General features: G+C 71.4%; 18 protein-coding genes. 9 read left to right on the forward strand and 9 right to left on the reverse strand.

Going from position 1 to position 15,749, the window contains the following annotated elements; translation table 11 throughout:
• Window positions 1-2: 2 nt before the first annotated feature.
• From ACFY0U_RS43465 to ACFY0U_RS43480, 4 genes are all read left to right on the forward strand, one after another.
• Window positions 3-1,181 (forward strand): dipeptidase, encoded by a 1,179-nt coding sequence (locus ACFY0U_RS43465; RefSeq protein WP_388645815.1) that lies wholly within the window; start codon window positions 3-5, stop codon window positions 1,179-1,181.
• 19 nt (window positions 1,182-1,200) lie between these two features.
• Complete coding sequence (locus ACFY0U_RS43470; protein ID WP_388645739.1) at window positions 1,201-1,560, forward strand: MerR family transcriptional regulator; 360 nt, start codon at window positions 1,201-1,203, stop codon at window positions 1,558-1,560.
• Window positions 1,561-1,660: 100 nt separating this feature from the next.
• Window positions 1,661-2,779: a dipeptidase gene (locus ACFY0U_RS43475; RefSeq protein WP_388645741.1), complete on the forward strand. Its 1,119-nt coding sequence runs from the start codon at window positions 1,661-1,663 to the stop codon at window positions 2,777-2,779.
• Between the two features lie 70 nt (window positions 2,780-2,849).
• Window positions 2,850-3,257: a hypothetical protein gene (locus tag ACFY0U_RS43480; RefSeq protein ID WP_388645742.1), complete on the forward strand. Its 408-nt coding sequence runs from the start codon at window positions 2,850-2,852 to the stop codon at window positions 3,255-3,257.
• 10 nt (window positions 3,258-3,267) lie between these two features.
• Here the strand turns inward: ACFY0U_RS43480 and ACFY0U_RS43485 are convergent, their stop codons facing one another.
• On the reverse strand, window positions 3,268-3,651 hold the full coding sequence (locus ACFY0U_RS43485) for a VOC family protein (protein WP_388645744.1): 384 nt from the start codon (window positions 3,649-3,651) through the stop codon (window positions 3,268-3,270).
• A gap of 17 nt (window positions 3,652-3,668) precedes the next feature.
• Complete coding sequence (locus ACFY0U_RS43490) at window positions 3,669-4,031, reverse strand: VOC family protein (RefSeq protein WP_388645746.1); 363 nt, start codon at window positions 4,029-4,031, stop codon at window positions 3,669-3,671.
• Between the two features lie 116 nt (window positions 4,032-4,147).
• Here ACFY0U_RS43490 and ACFY0U_RS43495 point away from each other — a divergent pair, with 116 nt between their 5' ends.
• Complete coding sequence (locus tag ACFY0U_RS43495; protein ID WP_388645748.1) at window positions 4,148-4,648, forward strand: CGNR zinc finger domain-containing protein; 501 nt, start codon at window positions 4,148-4,150, stop codon at window positions 4,646-4,648.
• 10 nt (window positions 4,649-4,658) lie between these two features.
• Here the strand turns inward: ACFY0U_RS43495 and ACFY0U_RS43500 are convergent, their stop codons facing one another.
• From ACFY0U_RS43500 to ACFY0U_RS43525, 6 genes are all read right to left on the reverse strand, one after another.
• A complete protein-coding gene (locus tag ACFY0U_RS43500; protein ID WP_388645750.1) occupies window positions 4,659-5,339 on the reverse strand; it encodes a cupredoxin family copper-binding protein in 681 nt (226 codons plus the stop codon).
• Window positions 5,336-5,824 carry a hypothetical protein gene (locus ACFY0U_RS43505; RefSeq protein WP_388645752.1) on the reverse strand — a complete coding sequence of 163 codons (489 nt, stop codon included), beginning with the start codon at window positions 5,822-5,824 and terminating at the stop codon, window positions 5,336-5,338. The genes ACFY0U_RS43500 and ACFY0U_RS43505 overlap by 4 nt, the downstream gene beginning before the upstream one ends.
• Before the next feature lie 113 nt (window positions 5,825-5,937).
• Complete coding sequence (locus ACFY0U_RS43510; RefSeq protein WP_388645754.1) at window positions 5,938-6,930, reverse strand: plastocyanin/azurin family copper-binding protein; 993 nt, start codon at window positions 6,928-6,930, stop codon at window positions 5,938-5,940.
• Between the two features lie 27 nt (window positions 6,931-6,957).
• Window positions 6,958-8,259, reverse strand: coding sequence for a CopD family protein (locus ACFY0U_RS43515; RefSeq protein WP_388645756.1), 1,302 nt, complete (start codon window positions 8,257-8,259; stop codon window positions 6,958-6,960).
• A complete protein-coding gene (locus ACFY0U_RS43520; protein WP_388645758.1) occupies window positions 8,256-8,885 on the reverse strand; it encodes a hypothetical protein in 630 nt (209 codons plus the stop codon). Before ACFY0U_RS43520 ends, ACFY0U_RS43515 begins: the two co-directional genes overlap by 4 nt.
• A 451-nt stretch (window positions 8,886-9,336) precedes the next feature.
• Window positions 9,337-10,680: a UDP-glucose dehydrogenase family protein gene (locus tag ACFY0U_RS43525; protein ID WP_388645760.1), complete on the reverse strand. Its 1,344-nt coding sequence runs from the start codon at window positions 10,678-10,680 to the stop codon at window positions 9,337-9,339.
• A gap of 190 nt (window positions 10,681-10,870) precedes the next feature.
• Here ACFY0U_RS43525 and ACFY0U_RS43530 point away from each other — a divergent pair, with 190 nt between their 5' ends.
• The 4 genes from ACFY0U_RS43530 (at window position 10,871) to ACFY0U_RS43545 (ending at window position 14,314) form a co-directional block, all read left to right on the forward strand.
• Window positions 10,871-12,028 carry an acyl-CoA dehydrogenase gene (locus ACFY0U_RS43530; protein ID WP_388645762.1) on the forward strand — a complete coding sequence of 386 codons (1,158 nt, stop codon included), beginning with the start codon at window positions 10,871-10,873 and terminating at the stop codon, window positions 12,026-12,028.
• 220 nt (window positions 12,029-12,248) lie between these two features.
• Complete coding sequence (locus ACFY0U_RS43535; RefSeq protein ID WP_388645764.1) at window positions 12,249-12,779, forward strand: hypothetical protein; 531 nt, start codon at window positions 12,249-12,251, stop codon at window positions 12,777-12,779.
• Entirely contained in the window at window positions 12,745-13,785 is a 1,041-nt protein-coding gene (locus ACFY0U_RS43540; RefSeq protein WP_388645766.1) for a tyrosine-type recombinase/integrase, read from the forward strand. Before ACFY0U_RS43535 ends, ACFY0U_RS43540 begins: the two co-directional genes overlap by 35 nt.
• A gap of 169 nt (window positions 13,786-13,954) precedes the next feature.
• Window positions 13,955-14,314 (forward strand): four-helix bundle copper-binding protein, encoded by a 360-nt coding sequence (locus ACFY0U_RS43545; protein ID WP_388645767.1) that lies wholly within the window; start codon window positions 13,955-13,957, stop codon window positions 14,312-14,314.
• 82 nt (window positions 14,315-14,396) lie between these two features.
• Here ACFY0U_RS43545 and ACFY0U_RS43550 read toward each other — a convergent pair whose 3' ends face one another.
• Complete coding sequence (locus ACFY0U_RS43550; protein ID WP_388645768.1) at window positions 14,397-15,689, reverse strand: LCP family protein; 1,293 nt, start codon at window positions 15,687-15,689, stop codon at window positions 14,397-14,399.
• Window positions 15,690-15,749: the final 60 nt, after the last annotated feature.

Raw genomic sequence — 15,749 nt, forward strand, 5'->3', positions numbered from 1 at the left:
CCGTGTCCTCGCAGGAGACAGCCCGGGAACTCCTCGCCGAGTTCCCGGTCGTCGACGGCCACAACGACCTGCCCTGGGCGCTGCGCGAACAGGTCCGCTACGACCTCGACGCCCGGGACATCGCCACCGACCAGAGCGCCCACCTCCACACCGACCTCGCACGGCTGCGGGCCGGTGGCGTGGGCGCGCAGTACTGGTCGGTGTACGTCCGCTCCGATCTGCCGGACGCGGTGCCGGCGACGCTGGAACAGATCGACTGCGTACGGCAGTTGATCGACCGGCACCCGGCCGACCTGCGGTCCGCGCTGACGGCGGCGGACATGGAGGCGGCGCGCACGGAGGGTCGTATCGCCTCCCTCATGGGGGCCGAGGGCGGCCACTCCATCGCCAACTCCCTTGCCACGCTACGCGCGTTGTACGCGCTCGGCGTGCGCTACATGACGCTCACCCACAACGACAACAACGACTGGGCGGACTCGGCGACCGACGCGCCGCGCGTCGGCGGGCTGTCGGCCTTCGGCCGCGCGGTGGTGCGGGAGATGAACCGCGAGGGCATGCTCGTGGACCTCTCGCACGTGGCGGCGACGACGATGCGGGACGCGCTGGACACCTCCGAGGCTCCGGTGATCTTCTCCCACTCGTCGTCCAGGGCGGTCTGCGACCACCCGCGCAACATCCCCGACGACGTCCTGGAACGGCTGTCCGGCAACGGCGGCATGGCGATGGTGACGTTCGTGCCGAAGTTCGTGCTCCAGGCCGCGGTCGACTGGACCGCCGCCGCGGACGAGAACATGCGCGCGCACGGCTTCCACCACCTCGCGACCACCCCGGACGCGATGAAGGTGCACCGCGCTTTCGAGGAGCGGCACCCGCGCCCCATCGCCACGGTGTCCACCGTCGCCGACCACCTGGACCACATGCGCGAGGTGGCCGGCATCGACCACCTGGGCATCGGCGGCGACTACGACGGCACGGCCTTCACCCCCGACGGCCTGAACGACGTCTCCGGCTACCCCAACCTCATCGCCGAGCTCCTCGACCGCGGCTGGTCCAGGTCCGACCTCGCCAAGCTCACCTGGCAGAACGCGGTACGGGTACTGGGCGCGGCGGAGGACGTGGCGAGGGAGCTTCGGGTGACGCGCCCGCCGTCCAATGCGACGATCGGTTCGCTCGACGGCTGACGGACACGCGGAGGGGATCGTGCGGATCGGTGAACTGGCCCGGCGGACCGGGGTGAGTGAGCGGTCGCTGCGCTATTACGAGGAGCAGGGGCTGCTGGCTGCCGACCGCACCGCCGGCGGGCACCGGGAGTACCCGGAGGCGGCGATCGACCGGGTCGTGCGGATCCAGGAGCTGTTCGCGGCCGGACTGCACAGCAACCGGATCGCCCAGCTGCTGCCCTGTATGCGGGACACCGACGGCGGCCCCTCCGCCGTCGCGACCGCGCGGCTCGTCGCCGACCTCACCGCCGAGCGCGACCGCATCGACGGGATGATCGCCGACCTGGTCCGCTCCCGGGACACCCTGGACGAGGTCATCCAGGTGGCCCGGGACGGCTGAGTACCCCCGAACGCCCCGCTCACCAGGAAGCCTTCCGTCCACCGTGCGACGGTGACCGTACTGCGGATCTTGCCGCCGATCACGACGTACGGAGCCCGCCATGGCAGACCTCCAGGACGAACTGCACACCACCACCGAGGTCGGCGAGCTCGACGACCTGCCCGACCCGTTCGTCGAGTCGGAGCCCTACACACCGGTCTCCGACCCGGACACCGAGCCCCTGGAGCGGGCCCACGCCATCCTCGCCGCGCATCCCGTCGCCGACGGGTACAGCGGGCTGCCGTGGGCGCTGCGGCATCTGCCGTGGTTCGACCTGGAGCTCGGCGAGAGCTCCGTCGACACGGATGTGCCGCGGCTGCGGGAAGGGCATGTCGGCGCGCTGTTCTGGTCGCTGCATCTGCCCGAGAGCATCGGCGGCGACCGGGCCGTGGGCGCCACCCTGGAGCAGCTGGACCTGGTGAAGACCGTCGTGCGGGGCCACCCGGAGGGGCTGCGGCTGGCCCGTACCGCCGGGGAGACCGCCGACGTACGGCACTGCGGCCGGGTCGCCGTGCTGCTCGGGCCCGCCGGGGCGGCCGCGCTCGGTGACTCGCTCGGCATCCTGCGCTCGCTGCACGCCCTCGGTCTGCGCGTGCTCACCCTGACCGGCGTGAGCTGGGCGAGCGAGGCGGGGCTGACCCGGTTCGGCGAGGAGGTGCTGCGCGAGATGAACCGGCTCGGTGTGCTCGCCGACCTCTCGGGCGCCTCCGCCGACACCGTCCGCCGCGCCCTGGCCGTCTCCAAGGCGCCGGTCGTGTGCACCCGCTCGGCCGCCCGCGCCCTGCGCCCCCACCCGGCCAACCTCCCCGACGACCTGCTCACCGAACTGGGCGCCGCCAAGGGGCTGTGCATGGTGCCGCTCACCGCCGAGCAGACCGGCCCGTCCGTCCGGGACGTCGCCGACCACCTCGACCACGTCCGCACCCTCGCGGGCGCCGGGTGCGTGGGCCTGTCCGGCACCTACGACGCCGGCACCGCCCACCCGCAGGACCTCGCCGACGCCTCCTGCTACCCGCACCTCATCGCCGAACTGCTCCGCCGCGGCTGGTCCGAGTCCGACATCGCCCTGCTGGCCTGGGGCAACGTCCAGCGGGTGCTGCGCGGCGCCGACTTCGCGGCCCGCGCGGCCCGGGAGCGCCGCGAGCCGTCGACGGCGAAGATCTCCGACCTGGACGGCTAGCCGCACCGGGGGTCCGACCTGGGTACGCGTACTCATGTGGGCGCCGACCCGTGCCTTGCATGATGCGTCCATGAGATCGAGATCCCTTGCGGGACATGCCCTGGTCGTCGCGCTCGGCGTGGCGGCCCTGACCGGCTGCGGCACCCAGCAGGTCACGACCGGAGCGTCCGGAGCGACCGGAGCGACTGGAAAGACCGCCACCACCGCCACCTGCACCTCCGAGGCCCGCGAGACGGACGGAGACGTGCCGAGGCCCGAGGATCTGCCGGGCTACGAGTCCGCGCCCCCGCCGCGGTACGGGCCGGGCGAGACCCCGCCGGGGGTGCCGGACGCGCACGGGGACATACCCATCGAGCTGGACGATCCGGCGCCGTCCGGGTCGGCCTCGAAGGGCGCGGGGAGCGCCGGGGCCGAGCCGGACGAGACGGCCTCGCCCGTGGAGGCCGGGATCTGCGACGGGAGCGAGCCGACGCCCTAGCGGCGGCCGGTCACGGGTGCTCGATCCGGCAGAGGCAGAACGGGTGCCCCGCCGGATCGGCGTAGACCCGGAAGTCCTCCTTGTCCTCCGCCCGCAGCAGACGCGCGCCCAGGGCCAGCACCTCCTGTTCCGCCGCGTCGATCTCCTCCCATGTCGACCCGGCGTCGAGGTCGATGTGGAACTGCTGCGAGTTGCGGTCCGACCGCGGCCACTCCGGGGGCGTGAACCCGGGCGCCTGCTGGAAGGCGAGCCGCGGCGCTCCGGGCGTCTCCAGGACGACCCAGTCCACCTCCTCCACGCGGGGTGTGCCGCCCACGATCGCCGCGTAGAACTGGGCGAGTGCGAGCGGGTCGGGGCAGTCGATCACGGCGGAACGGAAACGAGCCACAGTCACGGCGGACCCTCCAGGTCTCAGCAGGCGCACAGACAGAACGGGTGCCCCGCCGGGTCCGCGTACACACGCCAGGCGCGGGAGCGGTCGGCGGTGTCCAGCGGCCGCGCGCCGAGCGCCAGCACCCCCTTCTCGGCCGCGTCCAGGTCGTCGACGGTCAGGTCCAGGTGGAACTGCTGCGAGTTGAGGTCCGCGCGCGGCCACTCGGGCGGTACGAATCCCGAGGCGGCCTGGAAGGCCAGCGACTGTCCGCCGGGCACCTTCAGGTCCACCCACTCGCCGTCGCCCTCGACGGCGCCGCCCAGCACCTCGGCGTAGAAACCGGCCAGCGCGCGGGGGTCCGGACAGTCCAGGACGACGACGCCCAGTGTGGCGAGAGCCATGACTTCCTCCTCGAATCCTCGAATTCCTCGAATTCCTCGAAGCGAGAGTTACCTATAGGGGCGGGTAACCGGTAACCGTTACTGCATGCTCCCCCATAGGAGGTAACGTCGCAAGCATGAGTGAACGATCGGCCGCGCCGGGGGGCCTGGCTCTGGTGGAGTCCCTGGTCAACACCCTCGACCTGGAGTCGGGCGCCGACGCGCTCGACACGGCGGACGGCCGGGCCCGCTTCGGAATCCCGGAGGAAGCGGTCGACCCCGCTCGTGAGCTGCGCGAATCACTGCGCGCGACCCTGCTCGCGCACGCCGGCCACCCGCCGCACCGCACGGTGGCCCCGCTCGGCGAGCTGCTCGCCGCGGCGCCGCTGGTCGTGACGGTCGACGCGGGCGACGGCTCGGCCGCCCTCGCGCCCGCCGACGGGGCGCCGCTGCTCTCCAGGGTCGCGGCGGCCGTCGCGGAGGCCCTGGTCGCGGGGACCTGGCTGCGGCTCAAGGCCTGCCAGGCCGCCGACTGCCACTGGGCCTACTACGACCGCAGCCCCGCGGGCCGGGGCCGCTGGTGCTCGATGCAGGTGTGCGGGGCACGCGCGAAGATGCGGCGCTACCGGGCGAGGTAGCGCCGCACGCTCAGTCCTCGCCGCGGGCCGCCGCCGCGCGGGAGCCGACCAGGAGCAGACACAGGACGGCCACCCCGGCGACGAGCCCGGTCAGGAGCAGCAGGGGTTGCAGGGGCCGGGTGGCGGCCACGGGTTCGGTCTGCGGGACCTGAGGGGCCGCCGCCGCCACGGAGGGCGAGGCGCTCGGCGACTCCGACGGCGGGGCCGACGCGGAGGGCTTCGGGGACGTGGCGGTGGCCGCGGTCCGGTGGGTGGCCGGGGCCGTCCGGGTCGGCGTCGGCATGGCCTCGTGCGAGGTGCCGGTCTCGTGGTGGTGGTGGGTGGGCGTGGGGGTCGGGGTGGGCTTCGGTGCCGCCAGCACCGTGATCCGCGCCGTCATGTCCGGATGCACGGTGCAGTAGTAGCCGTACGAACCGGCCGCGGTGAACGTGTAGGTCCAGCTCTGCCCCTTGTTCAGCATCGGGGAGTGGATCGCGACCGGACCGGACGTGGTCTTCACGTCGTGCGGTGCCGTGTCCCCGTTGGTCCAGGTCACGGTGTCCCCGACATGCACGGTGAGGGAGCCGGGCGAGAAGGCGTACCCCTGCATGGCCACCCGGTACGAGGCCGCCGAGGCCTGCCCCGGTGCCAGGAGCAGAAGGGCGAGGAGGGCGAGTGCGGCGCCGAGCGCCGCCCGCCGGGCCGCCCTCACACCAGCTCCTCGGCGCACACGAACTCCGCCGCGATCAGCAGCCGCAGCCGCGTGGCCGGCCGCCTCCACGGCAGCCGGAACCCGGTGGCCCGGCGCAGCAGCCGGTACGGCACCCGGACCGTGCCGACGACGAGGAGCAGCTCGTCGGTGCGCTCCACGACCCGCAGCCGCAGCAGCACCGGGAAGGCGACATCGCGCAGGACGAGGTCGCCGGTGACCTGGAGGTGCCGGCCGCCGCCGAGCGGTTCGACGTGCGCGCCGGTGAGGACGGCACGCGGGTCGGGCAACTCGAAGCGCAGGGCGGGCTGTTCGTCGGAGAGATCCGGCACGGTGAGCGAGGCGGCGGCGAGGGTGAGGCGGCGGCGGTAGGTGGGCAACGGGCCGTACCGGGCGGCGAGTTCGACGAGCGAGCGGCCCGGCGCGACGGCGTACCGCCCGGGCCGGGGGAGGTGCCGCTGCTCCGAGGGCAGCGTGACGGTTCTCATCCGGGGGCTCCTTGAAAGCGGTTCCCGTGGGGAGGCGGGGGCGTGGAGAATGGGGAGCGGCGCCGGTCCGGCCGACTGAGCCTCGGCCGGACCGGCGTTCGTCCCCGGGAAGGTCAGCAGCTGCCGGTGACGAAGCTCTCGGTGGGTGCGAGCAGGTGCTCGGCCCAGACCGTGTGCATCTTCACGTAGCTGTCGAGGTTCAGCAGGTCGGTGACCTGCTGCCCGAGGGACTCCTCCAGGTGTGCGCTGTTGATGTGGGCGAGCAGCACGCTGAGCGTGTCGTCCGCGACCGCCCCGCCGCCCGTGGTGACCGGCGTCAGGATGCTCTCGATCCACACCGTGTGCGTCTTGATGTAGGCGTCGAGCGCGAGCGCGTCCTGCACCTGCTGGCCCGGGGAACGCTCCAGGTGGGCCGCGTTGAGGTGCTGGAGGATCGGGAGCAGTACGTCCTGGACGCTGGCGCACTGCTCGTCGCCGCCGTCACCGGAACCGCCGGTCGGGGTGGCGGTGGGAGCGGTGGTCGGCGTCGCGGTCGGCGTCCCGGTGGGCGTGGCCGTAGGTGCGGCCGTGGGCGTGGCGGTGGGGGCCGCGGTCGGCGTGGGCGTCGTTCCGCCACCGCCGTCCGACGGCTCGACGACCTTCACCGACGCCACCATGTCCGGGTGCACGGCGCAGTAGTACTCGTACGTCCCCGCCGTGGTGAACGTGTACGACCACGAGTCGCCCTGGTCCAGCGTGCCCGAGTCGAACTTCTTCGGGCCCTTGGTCGTGGTGACCGTGTGCGGAACGCTGTCGTGGTTGGTCCACCGGACCGTCTGGCCGACCTCGACGACGAGCTGCTTCCCGTCCCCGAACTTGTTGTTCATGATGTCGACCTGATAGTCCGGCGCGGCGGCCGCGGCCTGCCGGGCCTCGGCGGCCGCGGGCGCCTGAGCCACGCCCGCGGCCGTGTCCGAGGCGGCCGACCCGCCGCTGCCCGCGGCCGCCTGCAACAGCCCCAGACTGAGCACGGCGGCCAGCGCCGCACCGAGCCCCGCGACGAGCAGAGCCCGGTTTCCGGCGGGCGGACGGCGCCGCCGTTCGCCGGTTTCCTTGCTGCGTATCACTGCAACTCCTTTTGCTTGCGGGTGAGTTCAACGGCCGGGATTGGCCGTGACCAGCAGACTCGTCACGGCGAGCACGACGAGGACCAGCCCCGTCTCCGCCGCGACCGAGTAACCGAAGGGCCGCACGGTGGCGGCGTCGCCGCGCAGCAGCACGGCGAGATCGAGGCGGGTGCGCACCCACCGGCGGCTGCTCTGCGCGATCAGCAGCACGGCCGCGAGTACGGCCGTCTTGACCAGCAGCAGATGCCCGTACGAGGTGTGCAGCAGACCGTCGTACGACCCCACGACCTGCCACGCGAGCACCAGCCCGGCGCCGACGATCGCGGTCACGGCGACGGCCGCCAGCCGGGAGTACCCGGGCACCACCTCCGCCAGCTCGCCCGCCCGCCGGCGCGGCAGCACGGCCACCGTGAGCATGGCGAGCCCGCCGATCCACAGGGCGGCGCCGAGCAGATGGAGCAGATCGGCGATGGCGCCCCAAGTCGGCTCGCCGCCCTCGGAGTTGTGCCCGCTCATCCCGGTCGCCCGCAGCAGGCCGACCGAGACCGCGAGCGCGCCCACCCGCCAGCCCGGCGAGCGGGACGTCCGCGCCCCGCCCTGCATCAGCGCGCCCAGCACCACCGCCGCCAGCACCCACAGCAGCCCGCGCGCGGCGAGCGCGACACCGGGCTCGGTGGTCAGGACGTCGGCGTACGACGAGGGCCGCAGCGCGTCCCGCAGGCCGCCGAAGGAGACGTACGCGCCCTGCAACCCGATGCTCGCCACCGTCGACACCACCCCGCCCGTCCACGCCAGCGCGAGCAGCACCCGCGCCCGCGGCACACCCGCACCACGCGGCCACAGCAGCGCGACGAAGGCGAGCCCGCCGACGAACAGGGCCAGCGACAGATAGCCGGCCCACCGAGCGGCGACGAGGCCCTTGCGCACCGAGGGGGAGAGTGCGGGCGCGGCCTCGTCGCCGCGGTCCGGGATGACAGGGGCCGAGACCCCGAAGGCGATCCGGCCGGAGGAGGCGTGCCCGTCCTCCTCGTCGACGACGGACCAGGTGACGACGGTCTCGCCGACACCGGACCGGGGGAGGGCGACCCGCACGCTGTCCTTACCGAGGCGGGACACCGGGAGCCGGTTGCCGTCCATCGTCACGACACGTACGCCGCCCAGGTCGACCGGCTCGTCGAAGACGAGGGTGAGCTGCTCGGGGGCGCGCCTCAGCTCGGCCCCGTCCGCGGGCATGGAGCGCACCAGCTCGGTGTGGGCGGCGGCGGGGCTGGCGAGCAGGACCGGGGCGAGCAGGAGCAGCAGGAGGAGGAGGGCGCGGCGGACGGTCATGGTGTGGCCTCCGGCAGCGGGGACGTGCTGATGCCGAGGAGGCCGGGGACGGAGACGGGGGCCAGGCCGACGCAGGGGGAGGGCTGCGGTGACGGGGTCGCGGTGGGGAGCGCGGTGGGGGTGGCGAGCAGTCCCGTCAGGGTGCCGGTCAGGCCGGTGAGCAGCGGCTGGACCAGCCGTACCTCGCCGTCCGCGCAGGTGGCGGAGGGCGGCTCCGTCGTCGAGCCGGAGGGTGAGGGGGTGGGGGTGGGCGTGGGGGTGTCCGAGGCGCCGGGGGAGTCGCCGTGCCCGGTGTGACCGTCGCTCCCGCTCCCGGTGCCGTGCCCGGTGTGCGCGCCGCCGCCGAGGCCGCCGGTGCCGCCGATCGTGCCGTACCCGGGCAGCTCCCCGGTGCCGACGGGGACCTGGCCGACCGGGTCCTGCGAGGACGGCTCGGCCGGGCTCTGCGGTGCCGTGGCGGCGGGCGGCGAGGCCGGGGGCGCGGCCGCCTCGCCGGCGCCGGAGGCGGTGGGGGCGCCGATGCCGGACGCGTAGCCGAGCACGATCACCACCGCGCCGACGAGCGCGCCCGCGACCAGCTCGTCGCGATGGTCGCCGGGCCACTGCGCCCTGCGGAACAAGGGCATGAGTCACTCCTGTCATGGTCCGGTCAAACCGAACGGAGAGTGCTGCGAATGCGCACCAGTGGAGTGGAGGGCGGATTCCGCTTGGCTACGCGCCCGTTAACCGATTGTTGCCTGGCTCTCTTCAGGGGGTGGGCCCACTGTGAGAACGGGCGAGACCGACTTTATTCCGCGCATTGTGATCGTGAAGAATTCAGGGAGGCATATCGATATTTCCGCCACAGTGCTCGAATGAAATCGAACCCCGTTTGGTGATTTCAGGGAGCCTGGCATATGCCGCCGCGTGGCGGGTCCGCTGCCCAGTGCTGGAGCGGCCGGGCGAGCCCGCGCAAAGCGAAGCAGGCCCCCGCTTTTCGCTACGGAGGCCCGCTCGCCGAGTATTTCTTTGCCGCGTTATTGCTTAATTAACGAATTCCGCCGCCACGCCCGCCGCCACCACCGCAGCCGCGGAAGTTCAGGCCGTAGGCCGACCCATTGCCCGGAACGCCCACCCGGCCTTGCGCCACACCTCCGGGTCGAGCGCGTTGCGCCCGTCCAGGATCAGCCGGGTCGCCGCGACCTCGCCCAGCGCCGCCGGGTCCAGCTCACGGAACTCCCGCCACTCCGTCAGATGCAGCACCACGTCCGCGCCCCGGACCGCCTCGACGGCGGAGTCGGCGTACCCGAGCGTCGGGAAGACCTGACGGGCGTTCCCCATGCCCTTCGGGTCGTACACCGTCACCTGGCCGCCCTGGAGATGGATCTGCCCGGCGACGTTCAGCGCGGGCGAGTCCCGGACGTCGTCCGAGTCGGGCTTGAAGGTGGCGCCGAGCACCGCGACCCGCTTGCCGAGGAACGACCCGCCCCCGAGCGCCTCCCGGGCCAGTTCCACCATCTGCCCGCGCTGGCGCATGTTGATCGAGTCGATCTCGCGCAGGAAGGACAGCGCCTGGTCCGCGCCGAGCTCACCGGCGCGCGCCAGGAACGCCCGGATGTCCTTGGGCAGACAGCCACCGCCGAAGCCGATGCCGGCCCGCAGGAACTTCTGGCCGATCCGGTCGTCGTACCCGATGGCCTCGGCCAGCTTGGCGACATCGCCGCCCGAGGCCTCGCACACCTCCGCCATCGCGTTGATGAAGGAGATCTTCGTGGCGAGGAAGGAGTTCGCCGCGGTCTTCACCAGCTCGGCGGTCGGGAAGTCGGTGACCACGAACGGCGTGCCCTCGCCGACCGGCGTCGCGTACACCTCGCGCAGCAGCTTCTCGGCCCGCTCGCTGCGCACGCCGACCACGATCCGGTCGGGGTGCAGCGTGTCGTCGACGGCGAAGCCCTCGCGCAGGAACTCCGGGTTCCAGGCCAGCTCGGCGTCCGCGCCGGCGGGCGCGTGCTCGGTGAGGTACGTGGCGAGCCGGTCCGCGGAGCCGACCGGAACCGTGGACTTGCCGACGACGAGGGCCGGACCGGTGAGGTGGGGCGCGAGCGAGGCGATCGCGGAGTCGACGTAGGACATGTCGCAGGCGTACTCGCCGTGCCGCTGCGGGGTGTTCACACACACGAAGTGGATGTCGCCGAACGCGCCGACCTCGGCGAAGTCCATGGTGAACCGCAGCCGCCCGGTGGAGCCCTCGATCCCGGCCACGTGCTTGCGCAGCAGCTCCTCCAGACCGGGCTCGTACATGGGGACCTCGCCGCGCTGGAGCATGGCGATCTTCTCGGGCACCACATCGAGCCCCAGCACCTCGAAACCGAGCTCGGCCATGGCCGCGGCGTGAGTGGCGCCGAGATAGCCGGTGCCGATCACGGTGATCTTGAGGCTCATGGATGCTCCAGGGAGGGACGTCGTCGGGTGCGCTGACCGATCCTAGTAGGGGCGTGACGGGGCCCCTCGGCGGGCAGCTTTCCCTCTGTCGCCAAGCTCACGTATCACTCCCGTGGGCGGACCCCTAAAATTTGAGTTACTTAACGGTAATTAGCGTCGGCAACGCAGCGCATTTGGAGCGTGAGACACCTTGGCCGGATCGGCTGACTTCGACCTGTACCGCCCGTCCGAGGAGCACGACATGCTCCGCGACGCCATCCGCTCACTGGCCGAGGCGAAGATCGCGCCCTACGCCGCCGCGGTGGACGAGGAGGCCCGCTTCCCGCGCGAGGCCCTCCAGGCACTGGTCGCGAACGACCTGCACGCCGTGCACGTACCCGAGGAGTACGGCGGCGCGGGCGCGGACGCGCTGGCCACGGTGATCGTGATCGAGGAGGTCGCGCGCGTCTGCGTGAGCTCCTCCCTCATCCCCGCGGTCAACAAGCTGGGCTCGCTCCCGGTGATCCTCTCCGGCTCCGAGGAGCTGAAGAAGAAGTACATGACCCCGCTCGCCAAGGGCGAGGGCATGTTCTCCTACTGCCTCTCCGAGCCCGACGCGGGCTCCGACGCGGCCGGCATGAAGACCAAGGCGGTCCGCGACGGCGACCACTGGATCCTCAACGGCGTGAAGCGCTGGATCACCAACGCGGGCGAGTCCGAGTACTACACGGTGATGGCCGTGACCGACCCGACCAAGCGCTCGAAGGGCATCTCGGCCTTCGTCGTCGAGAAGTCCGACGAGGGCGTCTCCTTCGGCGCCCCCGAGAAGAAGCTCGGCATCAAGGGCTCCCCGACCCGCGAGGTCTACCTCGACAACGTCCGCATCCCCGCCGACCGCATGATCGGCGAGGAGGGCACCGGCTTCGCCACGGCGATGAAGACCCTGGACCACACGCGGATCACGATCGCGGCACAGGCGCTCGGTGTCGCTCAGGGTGCCTTCGACTACGCGAAGAACTACGTCCAGGAGCGCAAGCAGTTCGGCAAGGCCATTGCCGAGTTCCAGGGCATCCAGTTCATGCTCGCGGACATGGCCATGAAGATCGAGGCCGCCCGCCAGTTGACGTACGCGGCGGCGGCCAAGTCCGAGCGCGGCGACAAGGACCTCACCTTCCAGGGCGCGGCGGCGAAGTGCTTCGCGTCGGACGTGGCGATGGCGGTGACGGTGGACGCGGTCCAGCTGCTCGGTGGCTACGGCTACACCCGTGACTACCCGGTGGAGCGCATGATGCGGGACGCCAAGATCACGCAGGTGTACGAGGGAACCAATCAGATCCAGCGGATCGTGATGGCCCGCAATCTGCCGTAGCGACTCGTCGGCTCGATTGCTGAGGGGTGCCCGCGTTCTGGGCACCCCTCACTCTTTTGGGTCGATGGGGACATGAAACATGGATGCAGCCAGGTCCCATGTCTTAGCTTTTCATGTGTGACCGGGGGCTTCCCGGCACACGGCGGCCGTCGTACGCCGCGCTACTTTCGACCCCGTGACCGAACCATCTTCAGCTGGAGACCTGCCCGAGGGATGGCGTGTGGATGGGGACCAGCTCATCCATGAGACCGAGTTGCACGGCTGGAAGCTGACTGTCGTCAGCCTGCTCGACGCGCCATGGGACGGCCCTGCGAGTCTCTCCATCGAGCCGCCCGACGACCCGGCGAGCGCGGTCGGGACGGACGGGATCACGGCGGAGCTCATGCGGTCGATCTCCCTGGCGGAGATCCGCAGGACAGTGAAGGAGCTGAGGGCGCTCCTGGGCAGGTCGGCCGACGAGGCGACCACCTCGGCGGTGCTGCATCGGGTCGAGACGCAGCGGGAGTACGCGTTGATGGCCCGTGAGTACGTGCGTCTGGTGCGGCAGGGGTACCGGAGTCCCGTCACGCGGTTGGCGTCCGCGTGGGGGCTGAGCCGGAACACCATCAGCGGCCGCATCCGACGGGCACGTGCCATGGGCTTCCTCGACGGGCCGCCGGGCAGACCCGCGGACCGCCTGACCGAGAAGGCCAGGCGGCACCTGGAGGGGGAAGCGCGTGACGCGGAAGGTGACGGGACCGGCCGAGGATGAGCAACTCGTAGCGGTCTTCGAGCGCTGGGCCACCACAAGGGGGGTGGAGAACAGCAGCGTCAAGCAGTACCGCACAATGCTGAACCGGTCGGTGGAGCCGTACTTCGGGGCGGACGGCATCAGGTGCGTCACTCCCCGGCGGATCGAGACGTGGGTGGAGTGGATGACCCACACATGCGAGTACAAGCCCTCCACGGTCCGGTTCCGCTTCAACATCCTCATGTCGGTGTTCAGCTGGGCGATCGAGCAAGGCATGGCCGACGCCAACCCGTGCAGGCAGGTGACTCTCCCCGTGAGCGGCGCCCGGACGTACCGGGACCAGCGTGCGGAGGTCCACGTCCCCGATACGGAGACGGCGCTGTCCGTCATCGCGGCTGCGCCGAAGCGCTATTGCGGGATGCTGTGGCTGATGGCCGGATGCGGGTTGCGGCTCGGCGAGGCCATGGGCCTTGGCCGCGACCGCATTTGCTTCAACCAGAAGTCGATCACGGTCGACCGGCAGGTCGCCTGCGACCGGGACACCGGATCGGGGCGCTACGGCAGCATGCGGCTGCGGCACACCAAGTGGCGAGAAGACGGAGAGCGGGGGCGTCGAGTTCCGCTCCCCGATGTCGTGGCGCTGGCCTTGCGCCGCCACCTCAGGGACTACCCCACGTGGGGCGAGGCGGACCTGCTGTTCAGCAATGCCACCGGCACCGGCCTGCTGTACCCGTACTACTGGTACGGCCGGATCTGGCGTCCCGCACTCACCGCCGCCCGCGTCGAGTACTTCAAGTCGCACAGCCTCCGGCACTTCTACGCGGCTTCGCTCTTGAGCCAGGGCGTCCCGGTCTCGGAGGTCTCTGCCTGGTTGGGGCACACCTCGGTGAGCTTCACCGAAAGGTACTACTCGGACCTGATGCCGGACGCTCCCGACCGCGCACGACTCGCGATCGGCGGAGCCTTGGGCGCCCAAGAGCCGAAGTCGCTCGCCATCGGCTCGTCCGGTTTGTTCGGAGTGGCGTAGAAAGTCATGACCCCAATGGCCCTTCCTGGGGAAATGGCCGGGACCGCACGGTTGCGTCGCTTACGTTCCGGATTGTTGCCGTCCGCCCGATGGCGCCCGGCGCCGTCCGGGCGTAGGACGGAAGGGCGACGGAGCCCGCCCCGGGCTCCCGCGCCCCCCAGGAGGAGTCATGACCCAGCCCGGAATGACCGCGATGAGCAAGGCGATGCAGGACTGCGTCGAGGCGTGCATGTCCTGCCACAGCGTGTGCGAGGAGACCATGAGCTCCTGCATGCAGATGGGCGGCCAGGCCCAGATGCAGATCATGCGCGCGCTCATGGACTGCTCCGAGATGACCCGCATGTGCGCGGACATGATGATGCGCCGCTCGCCGATGTCGGCCGAGATGTGCGCGATGTGCGCCAAGGCCTGTGAGATGTGCGCCGAGGCGTGTATGGGCATGCCGGACGACGAACAGATGATGCGCTGCGCCGAGGCGTGTCGTCGCTGCGCGGAGATGTGCCGGTCGATGGCGGGCGCCACGATGTGAGGCGGGCGCGCTGAACGCCGGATTCGCCGAAGGGGAGGGCCGGTCGGCCCTCCCCTTCGCGTTGCTCGTGTCGGCCGGGGGCTCAGTTGCCCGAGACCGTGACCTTCTCGTCGTTCTTCAGCTCCTCCACCAGCGTCTTCACCTTCGCCTTGTCCCAGACGAGGTTGCCGCCGGAGGTGCCGGAGATCGGCATGTTCATGGACTTGCCGTCGCCGCTGTTGACGCTCTTCATGGCCCAGAACATGTCGGCCAGGTCGAACAGGCCCATGTCCTTGTCGACGATGAGCGAGTCGAGGCCCGCGCCCATGGTCGGGTAGAGCTTGAAGGGGTTCAGGACCGTGCCCGGGGTGGCGACCTGGTTGGCGAGGGCGGCGAGGAACTTCTGCTGGTTCTTCGTGCGGTCCAGGTCGGAGGCCTTGAGGGCGTACCGGGTGCGGACGAAGGCCAGGGCCTCCTCGCCGTTCAGGGTCTGCTTGCCCGCTTCGAAGTCGGCACCGGACTTGGTGTCCTTCATGCCGCCCTTGGGGATCGTGATCTCGACGCCGCCCACCGCGTCCACGATGTTCGCGAAGCCTGCGAAGCCGATCTCGACGTAGTGGTCGATGCGCAGCCCGGTGTTGAACTCGACCGTGCGGACCAGCAGCTCGGGCCCGTCCTCGGCGTACGCCGCGTTCAGCTTCACGTGCCGGCCGGTGCCCTGGTACGTCTTGCCGGACTCGGAGCCCTTGAACGTCGGGATCTCCACGTCCGAGTCACGCGGCAGGGAGATCAGCGTGTCGCCGTTGGAGCCGGTGTGCAGGATCATCATCGAGTCCGTGCGCTTGCCCTCGGCGGACCCGGTGTGCAGCTTCTTCTTCTCCTCGGCGGACATGCCGGCACGGCTGTCGGAACCGACGATCAGGTAGTTCGTGCCCTCGCCCGCTTCGGGCCGGTCGATGACCTTGGAGAGGTCGACCTCGCGGTTGAGCTTGGAGTCGGCCCAGAAGTACGTGCCGATCGTCGTCACGACCAGGACGGTCACGACGGTGATCGCCGTCCACTTGATACGGCGGCGCCAGTTCGGCGCGGGCCGCGGCTCACGCGTACGGCCGCCGGGACCGCCGGGTCCGCCCCCGCCGTAGACCTGGCCGGTGTTGTAGCCGCTGTCGTAGCCGTCGACGGCGGTGTCGTAGCCGTCGTTGCCGTACGACGGCTGCGGCGGCACCCCGCCCGCGTGCGGCGGCGCGGACTGGCCGGGGCCGCCCCCGTACGCGCCCGAGGCGGGCCGGCGGACCTGCCGCATGGCGCGCGCGCCTTCGGGCTGTGCGCTCGCGCTGCCGCGTCCGTACCGGTTGCCGCGGTTCTCGTCGGACCATGCCTCGGGCCAATCGTTCATGGGGCCCAGTGTGCAGGGATCGGCTGTGTCCTTTACAAGGGTCGTAGGAAAATCAGGGCA

Source organism: Streptomyces sp. NPDC001536 (assembly GCF_042894505.1).
GTDB lineage: Bacteria > Actinomycetota > Actinomycetes > Streptomycetales > Streptomycetaceae > Streptomyces.